Origin of the sequence: Trichocoleus sp. FACHB-6, from assembly GCF_014695815.1 — a bacterium.
Classification (GTDB): Bacteria; Cyanobacteriota; Cyanobacteriia; order Cyanobacteriales; family FACHB-T130; genus Funiculus; species Funiculus sociatus.
The window spans coordinates 1-17,502 of the sequence record NZ_JACJOY010000113.1 but is presented as its reverse complement, the minus strand read 5'-3'; the positions used below and the strand labels follow the sequence as shown (position 1 = coordinate 17,502).

Below are 17,502 nucleotides of genomic sequence, written 5' to 3'. Positions count from 1 at the left end.
ATCGACATGGCAAAACAAGGCTTCTAGACTAAGCATAGGGTGGTCAGATGCGTTGAGAATTAGGCACTTTCAACTTTATCTGTTCCACCCCTCCTTATCCCGAACTCACGTTACTTAGTACCAAGTAATACAATACCTCACCAGGCAAGTCGCTGTACCTTACCAACTATGAAATTGGGATGCAATTAGTAAAATTTCGATAGGCTGAAATCTCTATAGTTGCTGTACTTTACCTCAAATTCGATGCTAAGACTTTATTTCTAGCTCTATATCCAACACCTATTAAGCAAAAGATAAGTAAAGCAAAAGTTCCGGAAGACTCAGGAGTTTTAACGACTGCTTGATTCCTTTTAATTTCTACTAAAGTTAGATAAGTTAAACTATCGAAAGTACGCGAATACTTACCTGTAACCGAGGCTGTAGCAGATTCTTCGCTCCCTGCATAAGACTTCTTAAGAAAATCCTTCAAGGGTTTAGAAGTGGTAATGCTGTTACTCTTATTAGCTATAAAGGAATCACCGCCACCTGGAGTCTTTAATTTTCCGGATATACTAAAGAAATCTAAGAGAATCCAGTTGTCACGCTCGTTAGTGTTATACAACTGAAAAGATATCTCTCCAGCAGCACTAGCGCGTTCAAATTGGGAATTTTCAATGGAAGTTTTTAGATTTAAATCAGCTAAGAAATCAAAAGAAAACCTTTCCTGATCTCCCACGAGAAAATCGTAACCGATAATGGCAGCAATGCTTTGGGCTAAACCGAAGTAATTTTTACCTGCGCCGTTCGCTGTACTTACAGAGGAGTTTTCGGCGAATGTCGGCGGGTTCAAGGGATCGGCTGTAAAAGAGGCATTAGCGTTAGCGTTAGTAGTAACTTGACCGTTCGTTGCAATTGTATCAGTCAAAGTATCGGTGAAAGTCTCAACCCCTAAAGGATTGTGACTAAAGTTATTAACTTTGAATGTTGCTTCAGACTTGGCTAGAGTAGCAGCCAAACTGGGTGAAGCAACAACCAGAGAGCTAGTTACTAACGGTGTAACGAATAGAAATAAGCCTACGCCCAGCTTGTATTTTAGCGCCATTAAATCTTTTCCTCCGTATTTCAATAGATTTCAGAAAGTAAATTTTTCTGATTTGCCGAAATTTACTGCCCTAGCCGTGTATTAAAAACAGCATTAGAAATATAGGGCTGTTCGCTTTTAAGAGAAATAGTCTTATCGTCAAATGGATGGGATTCCCAAACCAAAGATGTTAGGCTAAAAATCTCGACAATAAAAATTCCTACTGCAATAAAGCCAGAAAAAGTAGCTGCGAACTGTCTCCGTAATTATACTAATGCCATACTGATAAATTTGATGTAAAGCTAACGTAATTAAAGATATTTTTTTTTAAAGATTGTGTGAAGTAGGAACCGTCACTGGATGCTGGACAAAATGAGAAGATTGCCATTCTAGCTTGGACGCTCACAGGCAACGCTTCTACCCACAGTAATCCTTCTAGCGCCAGTACCCGTAAGACTTCTCTTAAGCTTGCTATACAGGCGGATACCAAGCTTAAGACCACTGCCATGATCACTGGTAGTGTTAAAATACGCTCTCGCAATCGCTGATTATCTTTTCCTTTGGCAAGGCGCAGGGGCTTAAAACTTTGTGGACTTAGCAGTGAGTATAGCTGTTGCTCAAGAAAGCTCGATTGGAGGGCATGGTACTTGTGTCTGTCGTCTCAGGTCTGGATTGCTGGGTTCGCCAGTAGGTTTTTTACTCATTAATTGTCAAACCTACTTAAGTTGAGCGGGGCTTTCTTCTACTTTATGCGACTGTTTTTTATCTCGCTTAAGTTGACACCAGTGGGCATTACCATGACCCTACAGATGTATTGCACTCAACCCTTGAATTGCTATATTAATCAAAAAAATATTAATAAATAAATAAATAAAAAATTTTATTATATTGGAAGCTATCAGGTGCCGGCGGGATGCTCGATTCTAATGACCCAGTGGGCGATGCAACGCAATCTGAAATATTTTGAAGATGCAGAGTAATTTAAACTTCAACGCTGGGGAAATGACTTAGAAAAACGGCTTTCTAGAGGCGTTCATTGTCCTTTTGCAGATGGGCCGCGCATTTGTATTGGCAAAGGTTTTGCACAGATGGAAGCGGTTTTATTATTGGCAACTATTGCCCAGAAGTTTCAATTGATGGTATCAGATTTCCCGATTGTCCCGCAACCTTCCATCACTTTGGGCCCAGAATATGGGATTAAAGTTGCGTTAAAAAAAAGATAAACACCTACACTAAGGCAGATGATGATGAAAAAAGACAAGTATTAGAGTTAGTAATCGTATTGTATAAAACTATATTGACGCTGAGAAAGTTATGCACCAGATATCAGAGGAAAATGCGATCGCTGCACAAAAGCACGGCGAAATCTCAGAGAAACATGGGAAGTCAATAGAGGAGTGCGGTCAGTCTATAAAAAGGTTTGGAAAGAGTTTAGAAGAGCATGGCGAGTTAATAGAAGAGTACGGTCGAGCCACACAGCAGCACGCCTTGGCTGCACAAAAGTACGCCTTGGCTGCACAAAAGCGTGATGCTAATTCAACAGAGGAATTCGTGAAGTCCGCAGACGAACACGCGAAAGCTGTAGAGTATCACTCCCAAGCAACCAAGGCGTACCTAAAGGTAGTAGAGGAACACGTGGAAAAAACCAAGAAATTTTTGCACAAATCAGAGTAGCATCTAACAGTTAGTTCTCAGTTGTTAAGTAGGTAAACATAATTAAACTAAACATCTGATTTAGGGAATGGTTGAGGAACCTCACCCAACATTGACATGGGTTTAATGGGTTTCGCTTACGCTCTACCCATCCTACAAATAATTAGATCCATCTACTTAGTTGAAAAATTTTCTCCAGCGCCTCAATTATTCCAAGTGAAGCGAAACGTTGCTCCTGCGGCCGGTTCAGACTCAACCCACACTCGTCCTCCCCGGCTCTCGACGATTTTCTTAACCACTGAAAGACCGATACCAGTTCCTTCAACTTTGTCCCTAGACTCCAGCCTCTGGAAAATGCCCCAGATTTTCTGATGGTACTCTGCTGCAATTCCTTGGCCGTTGTCAGTTACTGAGAACTCGTAGGATTTTCCCATCCGAAAACCTACATCGATACGCACATCAGGACGCTGGGAATACTTGATAGCATTGTTGATCAAGTTCATAAAAATCTGTTGCAACGGCACCCGCTGAGTTTTTAGCGTCGGCATATCTGACTGTACAATAATTGAAACTTCGGCGGGAGGGTCGAGCAGTTCGATTACTTCATCTAGTAAGGTGGAGACATTCACCGTCTCGATTGGTGTTTGCACGCGACCTGCGCGAGAATATTGCAGAATGCCGTCAATCAGGGCTTCCATGCGGTGTACCCGTCCGCGCAGCAAGTTCATATGCTGGCGGGATTCATCACTGAGTTGATCTGCAACGTCTTCCTCGATCCATTCCGAAAGATTAGCGATCGCTCGCAGAGGTGCTTTCAAATCATGGGATGCAATATAGGCAAATTGGTCTAACTCGCGATTACTGCGTTCTAACGCTTCGGTAAGTTGGGTGAGTGCTTCGGCTTTTTTCTCCTGTTCCTGACGCGATCGCACCTGTTGTGTCACCTCTACCGCGTGCGTCATTATCCCATAAACTTTGCCATCTACATCTAGTAACGGTTGGTAGACGAAATTCCAGAAACTCTCCTCCAAAATGCCATCATTGTTGCGATCGAACATCGCCTGCATCTCTTTGCCGACAAAAGGTTCGCCACTGGTATAAACCCGGTCTAACAACTCGAAAAAGCCTTGCCCTTGCAAATCCCAGAACGCCTCCCGTGCGGGTTTACCGAGGATATCCCGCTGGTCAACAATCTGCATATATAGTGGGTTAGCTGTTTCGGTGACATGGTTCGAGCCACGGGTGATGGCAATTGCCGCTGGTGCCTGCATGAAAACCCCCTGTAGTTCGGCACGCGCCGCTTGGGCTTCGGCTAAAGCGCGATCGCGTGCCTCCTCTACTTGTTTGCGCTTGGTAATATCCGTGTGTACTCCCACCCATTCCCGAATGCTGCCATCTGCTTCCAGTACTGGCACCCCCCGAACACTCATATATCTATATTCCCCATCCTTTCGCCGTAGACGATGCTCAACTTGGTAAAGAGTTCGGTTAGCAAGGGCAGTTTCCCACGCCTGCGCTGTGTGAGCTTGGTCGTCTGGATGAATAGCATTGAGCCACCCCCAGCCTTTATACTCCTCATAGCTTTGTCCTGTGAACGCACTCCATCCAGGCTGAGGAGTGACAAGTTCCCCCTCAGCTTTGGTGTCCCAGATAATCTGAGCAGTAGCTTCAATTAGGGAACGGTAGCGCTGTTCGCTTTTGCGGAGTGCTGACTGCACCGTTTCCACCTCCATACCTGCTGCTCGTTCGCAGGACAGTTGCCAAGATTTTTCCGTAGAAACCCCATATATTGAGTCTTTACAATTGGTAATGTCCACCATTAAGCCGCGCAACAGCTTGGGGCGATCGCATTCATCTTTAACGACGCGCACTACATCTTTGATGAATACGATGCGACCATCAGATGCGATCGCCCGATACTGAAATTCGCCTTCTCGCCCCTCGTTAATCGCGATCGCACAGAAGTTTACGCACCAGTTGCGATCCTCTGGATGGAGAATTCGATCCTGCCAGAAGTTCGGCTCATTTAACCACTGACTGACAGGATAGCCGAGGATATCAATAGCGCGATCGCTGACAAAAGTAAACCTCCACGTTACCGCGTCCATTTCCCAGACAATGGCATCAATTCCCTGCACCAGCTCAACAAAGCGAGTCAATTGCGTTTCTGCTGTACTTGGTGCCGTTTGTAACTGGGTTTCACTCATTGCTTAAGTCTTGTTTTTAATATGACTAGGTGATACTGATGCTTCGCAAAACGAGGATTCATCACAAAAAAAATTCAGTGACAAAACCCTTTTATTACTTATGTGAATACTAGATAAACCTCAGAAAAAATCTACTTCCTGCCTCCTTCCCGCTTCGGGAAGGGGGAGGTAAGCAACTATTTCTTTTAAGTAAATTCGGCGGCAATTCCGTCCGTTTTTGCCGCCATAATAAAATCGTTGCGGTGCAGCCCACAAATAGCGTGAGTCCACCAACTCACCGTCACCTTGCCCCACTCCGTAAGCAATGCGGGATGATGTCCTTCTTCTTCCGCTGCTTCGCCCACTTTATTTGTCAACGCTAGTGCTGTCTGAAAATCTGGAAACTCATAAGTGCGCTCCAGCCTTGGTATGCCATCGACTTCTACAATGTTCCAGTCTGGAACCTGCGGCTTGAGTTCTGCGATTTCCTCATCGGTAACGCGAGGTGCATCCTTATTGCAAGCGCTGCACTTTTGTTGTGTCAGATTTGCCATACTTCCCTGCTTGTGACAGTAAATTGCTCAAATTTACTAAAGTGAGCTTTTTAGCACATCGTCCCTAAAGCGGATTTTGCCGGGATGGGAAGGGTGAGGGCGATCGCTATTTGGGGTTGCATGAGGAAGCGATCGCAACTCTGACCAGTCCGACAAATCAACCTTCAGACTTTGGTGCGCCAATCCTTGTTAAGTATCCCAACTAAATCTGGTCTTTGAGCAGAACGATCACATCGGTACTCCACTTCACTTGATAGCCAGCATGGTTGTTTTTGCCAATATAGGGCAGCATCGTGCATAATCCTCTGCCTAACTTGCTGGGTTCCCATTTGTTTCCAACCTTCCGCTGCAAATTTAAGGCTTCAAGTAGTTTGTTGACTTTATTTGGACTCATTGGCTTGCCTGTCAGTTTTCCTAATTCTTGTCCAATCTCAGTAGGAGTAAGGAATTGGGTTTGGGTAGGGTTTGAATTTGGGAAAAAATTCATAAGTTAAATCGCTCAATGAACTCTACGGTTCCAATTGGAAAACCTCATCCCTAGATAAAAGCAAGGCGGTATAAGCAATGGTTGTTAAAATAGCGACTAGACTGGGTTTCGTTCACTTCGGGGTAGTCGATTACTTCAGCTATCAGCCGAAGTGTTAAACAAAAATTTACAAAACTAACGATTGCAGCAGATGTCTTTTGGTAAAACAATCCAGAACCGTGCGAGGCTCTTGCTTGAAGCATTGCTTAACTACGATGCAGATAGAGATAGTGATCGCTTCAAGCAAATATTGAAAGCCGATCTGGAAAGTAGCCAGAAATCACGACGCGGGTATAGAACAGAGCAAAAATTGACCTTCCATGTCTCCGAACGAAATAATGGAGGGGGAAGAGTAATCAAAGCTACGCTTTACTCACTAGAAAGACTGCCCATAATAATCGACAAACAGGCATTTACTAAGAACCAAGTGGAAGAAGCAATTAACTGCCTGAAGAAGTTTGAGATTATAGAGCCGTTAAGTAAACAGGGATTGACCGAGCGGGAGTTAATTTTAAAGTACGAAAACAAAAATGAAATTTTAAAGCGGTTTGATGATGCCTGTACTGGTTGGAATGCTGAAAAATCCAAGGTTGATAAGGCTGGGTCAACAAGCGTCAAGCCGACACCCTCTGCTTTCATAGGAAAACTGAGCAATGTGCCAGACTTACCGCTAAACTTTTTGCCGCGTCCGGTGGAACTTCAGGAACTCAAAGCGAAAGTGCTGTCTGATGCAACTCAGCCAGTGGTAATGACTGGAACTACCCACCTGATCGGGGTGCAAGGAATGGGCGGAATTGGTAAGTCGGTGATAGCCGCAGTTGTAGCGCAGGATGAGGAAGTACGGAGTGTTTTTCCTGATGGTATTGTGTGGCTAACGCTTGGTCAAACACCGACACTAACTGCATGGCAATCCTATCTAGCTGAGCTACTGGAAGCTGGTCAGCGCACTTTCGCTGATGTTCAAGTGGGCAAAGCCTATTTGAGTGAACTGATGCGAGATAAGGCTTGTTTGGTGATTCTAGATGATGTGTGGCACGCAAAACACGCGGCTGCGTTTGACATATTGGGGCAGCGTTGCAAGATGTTACTCACAACACGCGACAGAAAGCTGGTTGAACAAATGGAGGCGGTTGAGTATCAGATGGATGTACTAAGCGATGAGCAGTCGCTGACACTGCTGACACAGTGGGCAAAACAGGAAGAAGAGCCGCTACCTGCCGAGGCGCATGATGTGGCCAAAGAATGCGGTAACTTGCCGTTGGCGTTGGCGATGATTGGTGCAATGGTACGGGCTAAGCCGAACCGTTGGGGTAATGTGCTGCATAAGCTCCGCAACGCTGACCTGGAAAAAATCCGGCATCAATTTCCTGATTATCCCTATCCAGACCTGCTGAAAGCGATTCAGGTTAGTGTGGAGGCATTAGAGCCAGATACCCAAAAGCGCTATCTGGATTTTGCTGTCTTCCCAGAAGATACGCCAATTCCTGAAGCTGTGTTACAGACATTTTGGGAACCGGAAGGGCTAGATGAGTATGACACCCAAGACGTGTTGGATTTGCTGGTGGAGCGATCGCTAGCTAGCCGGGATGACAAAGGAAAATTGAGCTTGCATGACCTTCAGTTTGACTATGTGCGAAAGCAAACTAGCGATTTGTCTGCGTTGCACAACCGATTTTTGAGCGCTTACGCCGCGCATTGCTCGAATGGCTGGCATACTGGCTCAAACGATGGCTATTTTTTTGAATATTTGGCATATCACATGACTAAAGCTGAACGAAAAGAGGAATTGCGAAAGCTTTTACTTGATTTCAAATGGCTACAAGCAAAGCTGGAAGCTACCGATGTCTACTCTTTGATTGCTGATTTTGATTTACTGCCAGATGATGCAAGCTTACGTCTTGTGCAGGGGGCAATTAAGTTAGCGTCTCACATTATTGTGCAAGATAAATCACAACTAGCAAGCCAACTGACTGGTCGTTTATTATCGATTGAGTCTCCGGATATTCAATCTTTTTTAGAGTTGATAAAGCAGGAAAGATCTGAACCTTGGTTGCGTCCTTTTACCTCTAGTATGCTTTCACCAGGCGGTTCGTTGATATATAGTATAAAAAATAGTGCAATACCGTTATTAGCAGTGGTACCTGGTAGTCAAAATATTATTTTTATCTCAAATAACAAAACCTTAAAAATACTTAATTTACGAACATTTGCCGAACCAATCACTGTTACTATCCATAATGATATTGCTACTACTACATCATCTGAGGAAATCTCTTCTCTTAATGAATTAGATATTTTTTCACTTGCAACTACTCAAGATGGTCGATGCGCTATCACTGGCTTACGTAATGGCAACCTTGTAGTGTGGGAGATTGATAGCGGATTAGAACAATTTACCTTGAGCGGTCACACAGATATAGTTAGCACAGTAGCAGTTACACCAGAGGGAAAATATACGATTTCTGGTTCTTGGGATAAAAAGCTCAAAATTTGGTGCTTAGAAACCAAGAAAGAACTACATACATTTGAGGGACATAAGGATGGTGTTACAGCCGTAACTGTCACTTCAGATGGACATTACGCTATTTCTGGTTCCAGGGATAAAACTCTCAAACTTTGGGATTTAGAGAACAAGAAGGAAGTACATACATTTGAGGGTCATAGAGATAGCATTGAATCTGTAACCGTTACTCCAGATGGGATCTATGCTATTTCTGGCTGTAGGGATGGAACTATCAAAATATGGGACTTAAAAAATAAGAAGGAATTATATACCATTGAGAGTGGTGTCGATTATATCGGTGGCGTTGAAGCAGTGACAGTTACTCTTGATGGATGTTATCTTATTTTTAATTCTAATAACTATACTTTAAAAGTCTGGGACTTAGTAAATAATAAAGAATTTCACACTTTACAAGGTAGTAATGATTTTATTAGAGTAGTTACGGTTACTCCAGATGGAAAATATGCTATTTCTGGTTCTGAAAGAGAAATACAAGTATGGGATTTAAAGAGTAAAAAGAAATTTTCTTCTTCTCATAATGGAAGTTCGGTGGATGCTATAAAACTATCGTTAGATGGTCGTTGTGCCATCTCTATGTCACAATACGCATCAGGTATTATGCTCAAATCATGGGATTTAGCAAGTGGAGCAGAGCTTAACGTTTTAAGTAAAAAAAATACTGATAAAGGAATTAGCCTTTCTATACCTGGGTATGAGGACGTTGAGCCAATTTTAACAGAGAGTTTCCATTATATTGCTCTTGCTTCAGACAATAAAACAATAGTAGTATTCGACTTGCAAAAGGGGACAGAAATACTGCTAAAGGGTCACACAGAATATATTTATGCAGTGGCAGCAACACAAAATGGGCAGCGTGCTGTTTCGGTTGCAGACGACTGTAGTCTAATAGTGTGGGACATAGAGAGCGGAAAGGCGATTGCCAAGTTTATTGGTGATAGTTTCTTACTTTCTTGTGCTATTTCTCAAGATGGATTAACCATTGTTGCAGGTGATTGGTCAGGGTGGGTACATTTCCTACGCTTAGAAGGAGTATGATGCAGTAAATTATGGAAAGTTAAAATCGCATCTTCCCCAACATAAAGCGCGATCGCATCCTCGTCCCACCACAACCAAAGAGCGATCGCATTCTCCACTTCCACAACAAGCGCGATCGCACCCTCCCCAATACCAAAGCGCGATCGTATTCTTCCTAATACCAAAGCGCGAGCGCATTCTCCACTTCCACAACAAGCGCGATCGCATTCTCCACTTCCACAACAAGCGCGATCGCATCCTCCCCAATACCAAAGCGTGATCGCATTCTTCCTAATACCAAAGCGCGATCGCATTCTCCACTTCCACAACAAGCGCGATCGCATCCTTCCCAATACAAAGCGCGATCGCATTCTCCCCAATACTAAAGCGCGATCGCATCCTCCCCAATACCAAAGCGTGATCGCATTCTCCCCAATACTAAAGTGCAATCGCATTCTCCCAATACAAAGCGCGATCGTTTGATTCTAATTCTTTGACACTTTTAGATCGCAAACCCCAAAACAACATTTAAGCTAAAGCGAATCTGTTCCCAGTATTCTTCCTCTAGCACACCTACCAAACCCAAAACGCGACGATGATCGACAGCACGAATTTGCCCGACATCAATAAAACGGTCTTGGTCTAATCCATTAGAGGATGTTGCTTTGACATTCACAACGTAGGGGGCTTCTTTATTTCCCGGTCGAAACGGCATCACAATTGTTAGAAGTCCATACTGGTTCATGATGTCATTTTGCACAATCAAGCAAGCGCGGGTTTTTTGTGCTTCAGCCCCTACGGTTGGATCGAGTGTTACCCAACGGATTTCTCCCCGCCGATAAGTTAAATTACTCGCTGGCATTAATGCCATCCCCAGCTACACTATCCCAAGCTGAAATTGCAGCTTGGTACTCTGGATCTTTAGCATCCTGTTGGAGGGCGGTAATCATTTGTGCCTCGAGAATCCGGCGGCGGTGTTCTGCCAGCAAATCGTTAATATAGGCGCTGCGGTTGCCTTTTGCCTGCCGATCTACAAATCGCAGGATGTCATCTTCTAAAGAGATTGTGACTTTCTGCATAAGTATGAGTTTTGGGTATGGTAATTTCATCATACTTAAAATTGTCCTCGTTCATCTCAGGTACCGCGTGTGAACCGAACAGAACAAACCAAGTAAAGCGCATCTTCTCCAGCACAAAGCGCGATCGCATCCTCCCCAATACTAAAGCGCGATCGCATCCTCCCCAACACAACAAGCGTGATCGCATTCTCCACTTCCACAACAAGCGCGATCGCATCCTTCCCAATACAAAGCGCGATCGCATCTTCCTCTAGCCAGCTCTTGTAAAATGAGAAAATCTGATAACCCTTACAGGTTAAAACCGTGACACCAAGTTCACAAGACACGGACGTTGAGATCAGAGAATTTCCGATTCATCTGCGGGAAGGAGGGGAAATTACCGTTCCCCAGCTGCTGCAAGATCACCTCAACTTAAGGGAAGGAGATATGCTGACGCTGCTGCAAGTAGGCGATATAGTCTTGCTTACCCCCAAACAGCCCCAAGTTCCCCAACTAGCCGATAAAATCACAGCCATCATGGAAGATGAAGGCGTAGGCTTGGCTGAATTGCTAGAAGGATTACAAGCAGAACGCGAAGCAATCTGGCAAGAGCAACAAGATGCGTAGAGTCTTTGCTGACTCAAGTATTTTAATTGCTGGAGCAGGGTCTCGCACTGGAGCCAGCCGTGCTGTGCTAACAATGGCTGAAATAGGATTATTTAAGCTGGTCATCTCCCAGCAAGTATTAGATGAGTGCGAACTGACAAGTCAGCGCTTCGCTATCGCAACCTCCGCAAAAAATTACCCACCGCTCAGCCAATTTTTGCACAACTTCTGAGTGCTATCGATCCTGAAATTCGACCTAACCCACCGTCAGAAGAATCGGCTCGATGGACAGCTATCATCGAAGCAAAAGATGCTCCAATTTTGGCTGCTGCTGTACTGGCAAATGTCGATCGTCTGTTAAGTTTAAACACCAAAGATTTTACCCAGGAAGTCGCTGGACAGAGTGGGCTGATTATTCAGACTCCCGCCGATTTCATCCGAGAAATTCGCGCAATTGTAGAAAGGGGTTTGCAGTAGACTCTCTATTAAACTGGGTGAAAGGACGCGATCGCATTCTTCCCAAAACCCGAAGCGCGATCGCATCCTTCCCAATACAAAGCGCGATCGCATCCTCCCCAATACCAAAGCGCGATCGCATCATCAAAGGTAATTGGTAAGGTAGCGATCGCCGATGGTCGGTTAACCGGACTAGGTGAATCGCTAATTCTATGAGCAAAGTAATAGTAGGCACGAGTATATGAGGTAATAATGCAATCCACAGTTGAAGAACTAGCTACGCAACTGCCGCCATTAATTCCCCGCGAGATTCTTTTTGGCAACCCAGAAAGAACCAGTCCGCGACTCTCACCGGATGGCAAATATCTAGCATACATTGCTCCGGACACTCAGAATGTCTTACAGGTATGGCTGCGGACAATTGGAGAAGAAGGCGATCGCCAGCTGACAGCTGACAAAAAGCGCGGTATCCGCATCTTCTTCTGGACTTACAACGCCGACCAGCTGATTTATATGCAAGACTCGGACGGCGACGAAAACTTCCACCTCTACTTGGTGAATATTCACTCCAATATTGTCCGCGACCTAACGCCATTTCAAGGCGTGAAAGCGCAACCTGTGGATTTTGACCACAACTTCCCAGATCAGATTTTGGTGGGGATGAACCTGAAAGACCCCCAAAAGTTTGACGTTTATCGCGTCAATCTGAACAATGGTGCAGTTGAGTTGGATTCGGAGAACCCTGGTAACATAGTCAGCTGGACGGCTGACGCTGACTTCCAGATCCGTGCAGCTACAGCAGCAACTCCCGATGGTGGTTCTGACCTGTTATTCCGGGAAACCACACAAGGCAGCTGGGACACTCTGCGTCACTGGGGGCCAGATGATGAGGGCGGCGCAGTCAGCTTTTCTGCTGATAACAAAACCCTTTATATTGAAGGCAGTCACGATGCCAATGCTGCGCGTTTGCTTGCCTTGGATTTGGCTACCCGCGAAGAAAAGGTGATTGCGGAAGATTCTGAATACGATGTTGGCGGGATAGTTATACACCCAACTACGCGAGTTATTCAGGCAGTTTCCTTCTATAAAGATAAACAAGAGTGGCGAGTGCTTGACGAAAGCATCGCTGCTGATTTTAAAGCGATCGCGCAAGTGCGTCCAGGTGAGTTCAGCATTTCCTCCCGCGACCTTGCAGACAAAAACTGGCTAGTCGCTTATCTCACCGACGATGGCCCTGTCTACTACTACGTCTATAACCGCGAAACCAAAACCAGCACATTCCTATTCAGCAACAAACCCAAACTCGAAGGGTTGCAACTTGCATCAATGCAACCTGTCTCCTTCGAGGCGCGAGACGGCTTGACTATCCACAGCTACCTGACGACACCTGTGGGGATATCTGCCCAAAACTTACCAACAGTGTTGCTTGTCCACGGTGGCCCTTGGGCGCGGGATACTTGGGGTTACGATCCGCAAGCGCAATGGTTGGCTAACCGGGGTTATGCGGTGCTGCAAGTCAACTTTCGCGGTTCGACTGGCTACGGCAAAGCTTTTGTCAATGCTGGTAATCGCGAATGGGCTGGTAAAATGCACGATGACTTGATTGATGCCGTTAACTGGCTGGTGCAACAAGGCATCTCTGACCCCCAAAAGGTTGCCATTATGGGCGGTTCCTACGGCGGTTACGCAACGCTGGTAGGATTGACTTTCACGCCGTATGTATTTGCCTGCGGTGTGGATATTGTTGGGCCGAGTAACCTAATTACGCTGATGCAAAGTATCCCGCCTTACTGGGAACCCCTGAAGGCGAATTTCTACCATCGCGTGGGTAACTTAGAGACAGAAGAGGAGTTTCTGAAGACGCGATCGCCTTTATTTTTCGTTGACCGCATCGAGAAGCCTTTACTAATTGGACAAGGTGCTAACGATCCGCGAGTTAAAGAAGCAGAAAGCGAACAAATTGTCAAAGCGATGCAACAAGCTGGTAAACCAGTAGAATACGCCCTCTATCCCGACGAAGGACACGGTTTTGCCCGTCCAGAAAATCGGTTACATTTTTATGCGATCGCTGAGGAATTCTTAGCCAAATACTTAGGCGGTCGTTGCGAACCCTTGGGAGACATTCCCGGTCATTCAGGTGTGCTAAATCCAAGTCAAAATTAAACGAAAAGGTTCGCTAAGGTAAACGAAAAGGTTCGCAGAGGGTTACTTAGCGAACCTTTTCGTTTAAACTTCGATAATTCTCCCCTCTGGCATAACTTGAAAGACTGCCAAAACGTCTTTTCACTGTTGTACATTCGCCCCTTTCTATATTTATTCGAGGCATCCATTGTAGCTAAATCTACTTCATCCCAATGTGGCTCAAAATCCCCCACTTGCAAAACAAAAGCTAACTTTTTCTGAAAGCTAGATTCCTAACTTTTTTACAGTCCCAGCATCGTATACATATCACGTGAACATCTCCCACAACGCCAAAAAAATATTTTGGCATGAACTGGGCATTTTAAAAAGGCAAAAGGGTAAATAATTTTTAAGCCTAAGGTACGCAGAGGTTCACATTTTCGTTACGCGAAGTTATTAGTTATATTCTGCTAAAACAGTTCTGGATCAATTCTTTAACCTTCGATTTATCAGAGGAGAAAGCGATAGCCGCAAGGTGCAACATCGCTTCTTTTTCCACCATATCAACAGTGGATATACAATAAGTTTAGTCTGAAGAAAGCGGGTGTTCCTTATGGATTCTGCAATTACCCCACAAAACCTGGATCTGGAAGACCTGGATCTAAACCTACCCGACCACACGCAATTGCCAGGTTCAGATGGTAAATTTGTGAAAAATCTGCAAGAACATCCCCAAAGCATACTACTAACTGACTCAATTCAACCCGTCCTCAAACAGCGCCATCCTGACGGACATTATTGTATTGGTCAGGATTCTGGCATATATTGGCGCTTGACCGCGCCACCTGAAAATGGTGCAGAAGCACCTGATTGGTTTTATGTGCCAAATGTACCGCCAACTCTCAATGGTCAGATGCGGCGTTCTTATGTGATGTGGAAAGAAATCGTTGCGCCTTTAATAGTTTTAGAGTTTGTATCTGGTAACGGGGAAGAAGAACGGGATAAAACCCCCATTACTGGAAAATTCTGGGTTTATGAGCAAGCGATTCGCGTTCCTTACTATGGAATTTACGAGATAGCAAAGGCAAGTATTGAGGTATATCGTCTCGTGGGGGACTCTTATGAACTTTTGCCTCCTAATGAAAGGGGACATTATCCCATCACTTCTTTAGGTGTGGAGTTAGGGATTTGGCAGGGGTTGTATCAGAATGTAACTTTGCCTTGGCTGCGCTGGTGGGATGCACAAGGTAGTTTCTTGCTGACAGGTGAAGAACGCGCTGAACAAGCAGAAGCTTTACTTGCTCGTTATCGGGAACGTTTTGGTGATTTGCCTATCTAGTTAGAGGTGTGGTGAATTTGTCAACTTACACAGACACAAAGATGGTACAGAGGTACACAGGGAATAATTCCATCCTCTGCGAACCTCTGCGTTAAAAAATAATTACGCTTCTTCTCGGAGTTTATCTGACACACCGCGCTCCTCTAATGTGGATGTGTCGTCGGATACTTCTTGACCAGAGGAAAAATTTCGCAACAGTCGCCGCATAATCTTACCAGAGAGACTTCTGGGTAAGGCATTGGAGAAGCGAATTTCACACTTTCAGGAGCGATCGCAATTAAATCTAAAGTTTTATTTATTACCAAATTCTTGAGGTTAAAATATTGCATAAACAAACAAACACGCGATCGCGCTTTCCCCTGTGCTGGCATTTTTATAGAGGAATCAGCTATGAACACCCAACGCTACACCCAGAAAAAAGCTTCTGCAAATTCCTCCACTACGCCAGCACCGACAGGACAGTTCGCGCCGCGTCCCTTTCCGGTTCAGACTAAAGCCGTCGAAGTAGCACCCGCAGAGCAAAATACACTAGATTCTCAAAGCAAAACTGGCCAAGACAAACCCATAGGCTTCGACTTCGCCAAGATATCAATATCTGCTCCAGGCAAATCAACACCGTCAGTCATTCAACCAAAATTTGCCTTTGGTCGCACGAAACCGGATGTGCAACGTCACTCTGAGGAAGAAGAACTTCAGATGAAACCGGATGTACAACGTCACTCTGAGGAAGAAGAACTTCAGATGAAACCGGATGTGCAACGTCACTCTGAGGAAGAAGACGAACTTCAGATGAAACCCCAGGTGCAACGCCAATCTGAGGAAGAAGACGAACTTCAGATGAAACCCCAGGTGCAACGCCAATCTGAGGAAGAAGAACTTCAGATGAAACCTCAGGTGCAACGCCACTCTGAGGAAGAGGAACTTCAGATGAAACCGGATGTAGAACGCCACTCTGAGGAAGAAGAACTTCAGATGAAACCTCAGGTGCAACGCCAATCTGAGGAGGAAGAGGAACTTCAGATGAAACCGGATGTGCAACGTCACTCTGAGGAAGAAGACGAACTTCAGATGAAACCGGATGTGCAACGCCAATCTGATGAAGAAGACGAACTTCAGATGAAACCGGATGTGCAACGATCTGGCAAAGGTGGCAGCTTCGATGCCAGCAACGACCTGGAAAGCCGGATAAATAGTCATAAGGGAGGCGGTAGCCCGTTACCCGATGCAGTGCGCTCGTTCATGGAACCCCGCTTTGGTCATAGCTTTGCCCATGTGCGAGTGCATACAGACAATGCAGCAGTGCAAATGAATCGGGAGTTGCACGCCCAAGCTTTTACTAACGGCAACCATATTTTCTATGGGCCCGACAAATCCCCCAGCCATTTAGAGTTGACAGCCCATGAACTAACCCACACAATTCAGCAGACGGGCGGGAGTAAACTGCAACGCCAAAGCGCCGACTGTCAATGTCAGTCTTGCACTTCAATTAGCCCAACAATCCAGCGTCAAATCGCTTTCAAACAGGCGGGCGGTACACAGGACTTCTTGGGTTCTAAATTAACCAGTCTGGTGCAGCGTCAGGGAGAAACAACCACTTGTAGCACAGGTTGTCAATGCTCTACGTGTAATAACGTTGCTCCAATTCAGCGTCAGGTAGAGGCGGGTTCTCATAGTTCTGGGTGCCAATGCTCTAGTTGCAATACCGCTAATTTGCCGATTCAAACCAAGCTCACTGTCGGGGCTGTGGGAGATCAATACGAGCAGGAAGCGGATCGGGTAGCGGCTGAAGTGATGAAAATGCCAGAACCCAAGCCGCCTGAGTCTATTCAACGCCACGAAGAAGAGGAATTGACTCAAACTAAACCAATTTGGAACTCAATTACACCTATTGTTCAAAAGCATGAAGAGAAAGACAAACTAGCGCAAACTAAGCCTGCCTCTGCTGCAAATACCCCAACAGTTCAGCAATCTGTCAACTCAGATGTGATTCAAAAACACTCTTCTTGGGAACACCAACTACTCGGTGATGCCAAACCCGATGAATTAGCCCAAATCGGAAGTTGGCAAAATTTGATAGACAAAACACGGCTGACAGGAACCTATGGGTGGAGAAAGCGTGAAATGGAAGAAGCAGAAGTGAACGTACCAGGGGTTGCTTCTCCGATTAAAAAAGGCAATGTTATGCACGTTCTTGCCCAAGAACTACAGCGCCTGAATGAATGGCAAAACAATCCTCCTAAAGAAGCCTCTTCTGGCGAAATCGATCCAAAATATCAAACGGTTCTTGTGTCGGGCGTTGCTGAATAATGGGAGGAATCAAGCAGGAATTGGGACATCCCAAAATCTCAAGTAGTGAAGTAACAAGCGGATTGAATGTCTCAGCATTTCTTCGGATTTGGAATAGC

19 protein-coding genes and 2 pseudogenes are annotated in these 17,502 nt (G+C 45.2%); 8 read left to right on the top strand and 13 right to left on the bottom strand.

Going from position 1 to position 17,502, the window contains the following annotated elements:
* Positions 1–229 precede the first annotated feature (229 nt).
* Positions 230–1,081, bottom strand: a complete 852-nt coding sequence (locus H6F66_RS22840) for a PEP-CTERM sorting domain-containing protein (RefSeq protein WP_190425901.1) — start codon at positions 1,079–1,081, stop codon at positions 230–232.
* Positions 1,082–1,331: 250 nt separating this feature from the next.
* Positions 1,332–1,568, bottom strand: coding sequence for a hypothetical protein (locus H6F66_RS22835; RefSeq protein ID WP_190425898.1), 237 nt, complete (start codon positions 1,566–1,568; stop codon positions 1,332–1,334).
* A gap of 484 nt (positions 1,569–2,052) precedes the next feature.
* On the opposite strand from H6F66_RS22835, the pseudogene H6F66_RS29520 reads away from it, so the two are divergent.
* Positions 2,053–2,283, top strand: a pseudogene (locus tag H6F66_RS29520) (cytochrome P450); the annotation flags it as partial.
* 91 nt (positions 2,284–2,374) lie between these two features.
* Positions 2,375–2,734 (top strand): hypothetical protein, encoded by a 360-nt coding sequence (locus H6F66_RS22825; RefSeq protein WP_190425895.1) that lies wholly within the window; start codon positions 2,375–2,377, stop codon positions 2,732–2,734.
* Between the two features lie 182 nt (positions 2,735–2,916).
* On the opposite strand, the gene H6F66_RS22820 is transcribed toward H6F66_RS22825, so the two are convergent.
* The 4 genes from H6F66_RS22820 to H6F66_RS22805 all read right to left on the bottom strand — a co-directional run bounded on the left by H6F66_RS22820 (position 2,917) and on the right by H6F66_RS22805 (position 5,940).
* Positions 2,917–4,920, bottom strand: a complete 2,004-nt coding sequence (locus H6F66_RS22820; protein ID WP_190425892.1) for a PAS domain-containing protein — start codon at positions 4,918–4,920, stop codon at positions 2,917–2,919.
* Positions 4,921–5,105: 185 nt separating this feature from the next.
* Positions 5,106–5,453: a 4a-hydroxytetrahydrobiopterin dehydratase gene (locus H6F66_RS22815; RefSeq protein ID WP_190425889.1), complete on the bottom strand. Its 348-nt coding sequence runs from the start codon at positions 5,451–5,453 to the stop codon at positions 5,106–5,108.
* A 36-nt stretch (positions 5,454–5,489) separates the two neighbouring features.
* Positions 5,490–5,636, bottom strand: coding sequence for a hypothetical protein (locus tag H6F66_RS22810; protein WP_190425886.1), 147 nt, complete (start codon positions 5,634–5,636; stop codon positions 5,490–5,492).
* Between the two features lie 19 nt (positions 5,637–5,655).
* On the bottom strand, positions 5,656–5,940 hold the full coding sequence (locus H6F66_RS22805; protein ID WP_190425883.1) for a hypothetical protein: 285 nt from the start codon (positions 5,938–5,940) through the stop codon (positions 5,656–5,658).
* 190 nt (positions 5,941–6,130) lie between these two features.
* Here H6F66_RS22805 and H6F66_RS22800 point away from each other — a divergent pair, with 190 nt between their 5' ends.
* Complete coding sequence (locus H6F66_RS22800) at positions 6,131–9,538, top strand: NB-ARC domain-containing protein (protein ID WP_190425879.1); 3,408 nt, start codon at positions 6,131–6,133, stop codon at positions 9,536–9,538.
* Here the strand turns inward: H6F66_RS22800 and H6F66_RS22795 are convergent.
* Genes H6F66_RS22795 through H6F66_RS22780 form a run of 4 tightly spaced genes read right to left on the bottom strand, consistent with a single transcriptional unit; the run spans position 9,466 to position 10,922 of the window.
* The gene (locus H6F66_RS22795; protein WP_190425877.1) at positions 9,466–9,972 is read right to left on the bottom strand and encodes a hypothetical protein; all 507 of its coding nucleotides are present in this window, start codon (positions 9,970–9,972) and stop codon (positions 9,466–9,468) included. The two genes, H6F66_RS22800 and H6F66_RS22795, sit on opposite strands and share 73 nt — an antisense overlap.
* 47 nt (positions 9,973–10,019) lie before the next feature.
* On the bottom strand, positions 10,020–10,379 hold the full coding sequence (locus H6F66_RS22790) for a type II toxin-antitoxin system PemK/MazF family toxin (protein WP_190415303.1): 360 nt from the start codon (positions 10,377–10,379) through the stop codon (positions 10,020–10,022).
* On the bottom strand, positions 10,366–10,596 hold the full coding sequence (locus H6F66_RS22785) for a CopG family transcriptional regulator (RefSeq protein WP_190425874.1): 231 nt from the start codon (positions 10,594–10,596) through the stop codon (positions 10,366–10,368). The genes H6F66_RS22790 and H6F66_RS22785 overlap by 14 nt, the downstream gene beginning before the upstream one ends.
* A 56-nt stretch (positions 10,597–10,652) precedes the next feature.
* Positions 10,653–10,922, bottom strand: a complete 270-nt coding sequence (locus H6F66_RS22780; RefSeq protein WP_190425872.1) for a hypothetical protein — start codon at positions 10,920–10,922, stop codon at positions 10,653–10,655.
* Here H6F66_RS22780 and H6F66_RS22775 point away from each other — a divergent pair.
* A complete protein-coding gene (locus H6F66_RS22775; protein ID WP_199295057.1) occupies positions 10,900–11,202 on the top strand; it encodes an AbrB/MazE/SpoVT family DNA-binding domain-containing protein in 303 nt (100 codons plus the stop codon). The genes H6F66_RS22780 and H6F66_RS22775 overlap by 23 nt on opposite strands.
* Positions 11,203–11,328: 126 nt before the next feature.
* A complete protein-coding gene (locus H6F66_RS22770) occupies positions 11,329–11,658 on the top strand; it encodes a hypothetical protein (protein WP_199295055.1) in 330 nt (109 codons plus the stop codon).
* Between the two features lie 8 nt (positions 11,659–11,666).
* Here the strand turns inward: H6F66_RS22770 and H6F66_RS22765 are convergent, their stop codons facing one another.
* The gene (locus H6F66_RS22765; RefSeq protein ID WP_190425869.1) at positions 11,667–11,900 is read right to left on the bottom strand and encodes a hypothetical protein; all 234 of its coding nucleotides are present in this window, start codon (positions 11,898–11,900) and stop codon (positions 11,667–11,669) included.
* On the opposite strand from H6F66_RS22765, the gene H6F66_RS22760 reads away from it, so the two are divergent.
* Complete coding sequence (locus tag H6F66_RS22760; RefSeq protein WP_190425867.1) at positions 11,890–13,800, top strand: S9 family peptidase; 1,911 nt, start codon at positions 11,890–11,892, stop codon at positions 13,798–13,800. The genes H6F66_RS22765 and H6F66_RS22760 overlap by 11 nt on opposite strands.
* Positions 13,801–14,371: 571 nt before the next feature.
* On the top strand, positions 14,372–15,097 hold the full coding sequence (locus tag H6F66_RS22755; protein ID WP_190425865.1) for a Uma2 family endonuclease: 726 nt from the start codon (positions 14,372–14,374) through the stop codon (positions 15,095–15,097).
* Positions 15,098–15,240: 143 nt separating this feature from the next.
* Here H6F66_RS22755 and H6F66_RS22750 read toward each other — a convergent pair whose 3' ends face one another.
* Entirely contained in the window at positions 15,241–15,468 is a 228-nt protein-coding gene (locus H6F66_RS22750) for a hypothetical protein (protein ID WP_190425863.1), read from the bottom strand.
* A gap of 19 nt (positions 15,469–15,487) precedes the next feature.
* Here H6F66_RS22750 and H6F66_RS22745 point away from each other — a divergent pair, with 19 nt between their 5' ends.
* Positions 15,488–17,404 carry a DUF4157 domain-containing protein gene (locus tag H6F66_RS22745; protein ID WP_199313346.1) on the top strand — a complete coding sequence of 639 codons (1,917 nt, stop codon included), beginning with the start codon at positions 15,488–15,490 and terminating at the stop codon, positions 17,402–17,404.
* 9 nt (positions 17,405–17,413) lie between these two features.
* Here H6F66_RS22745 and H6F66_RS22740 read toward each other — a convergent pair.
* Positions 17,414–17,502 (bottom strand): annotated as a pseudogene (locus H6F66_RS22740) (IS1 family transposase); the annotation flags it as partial.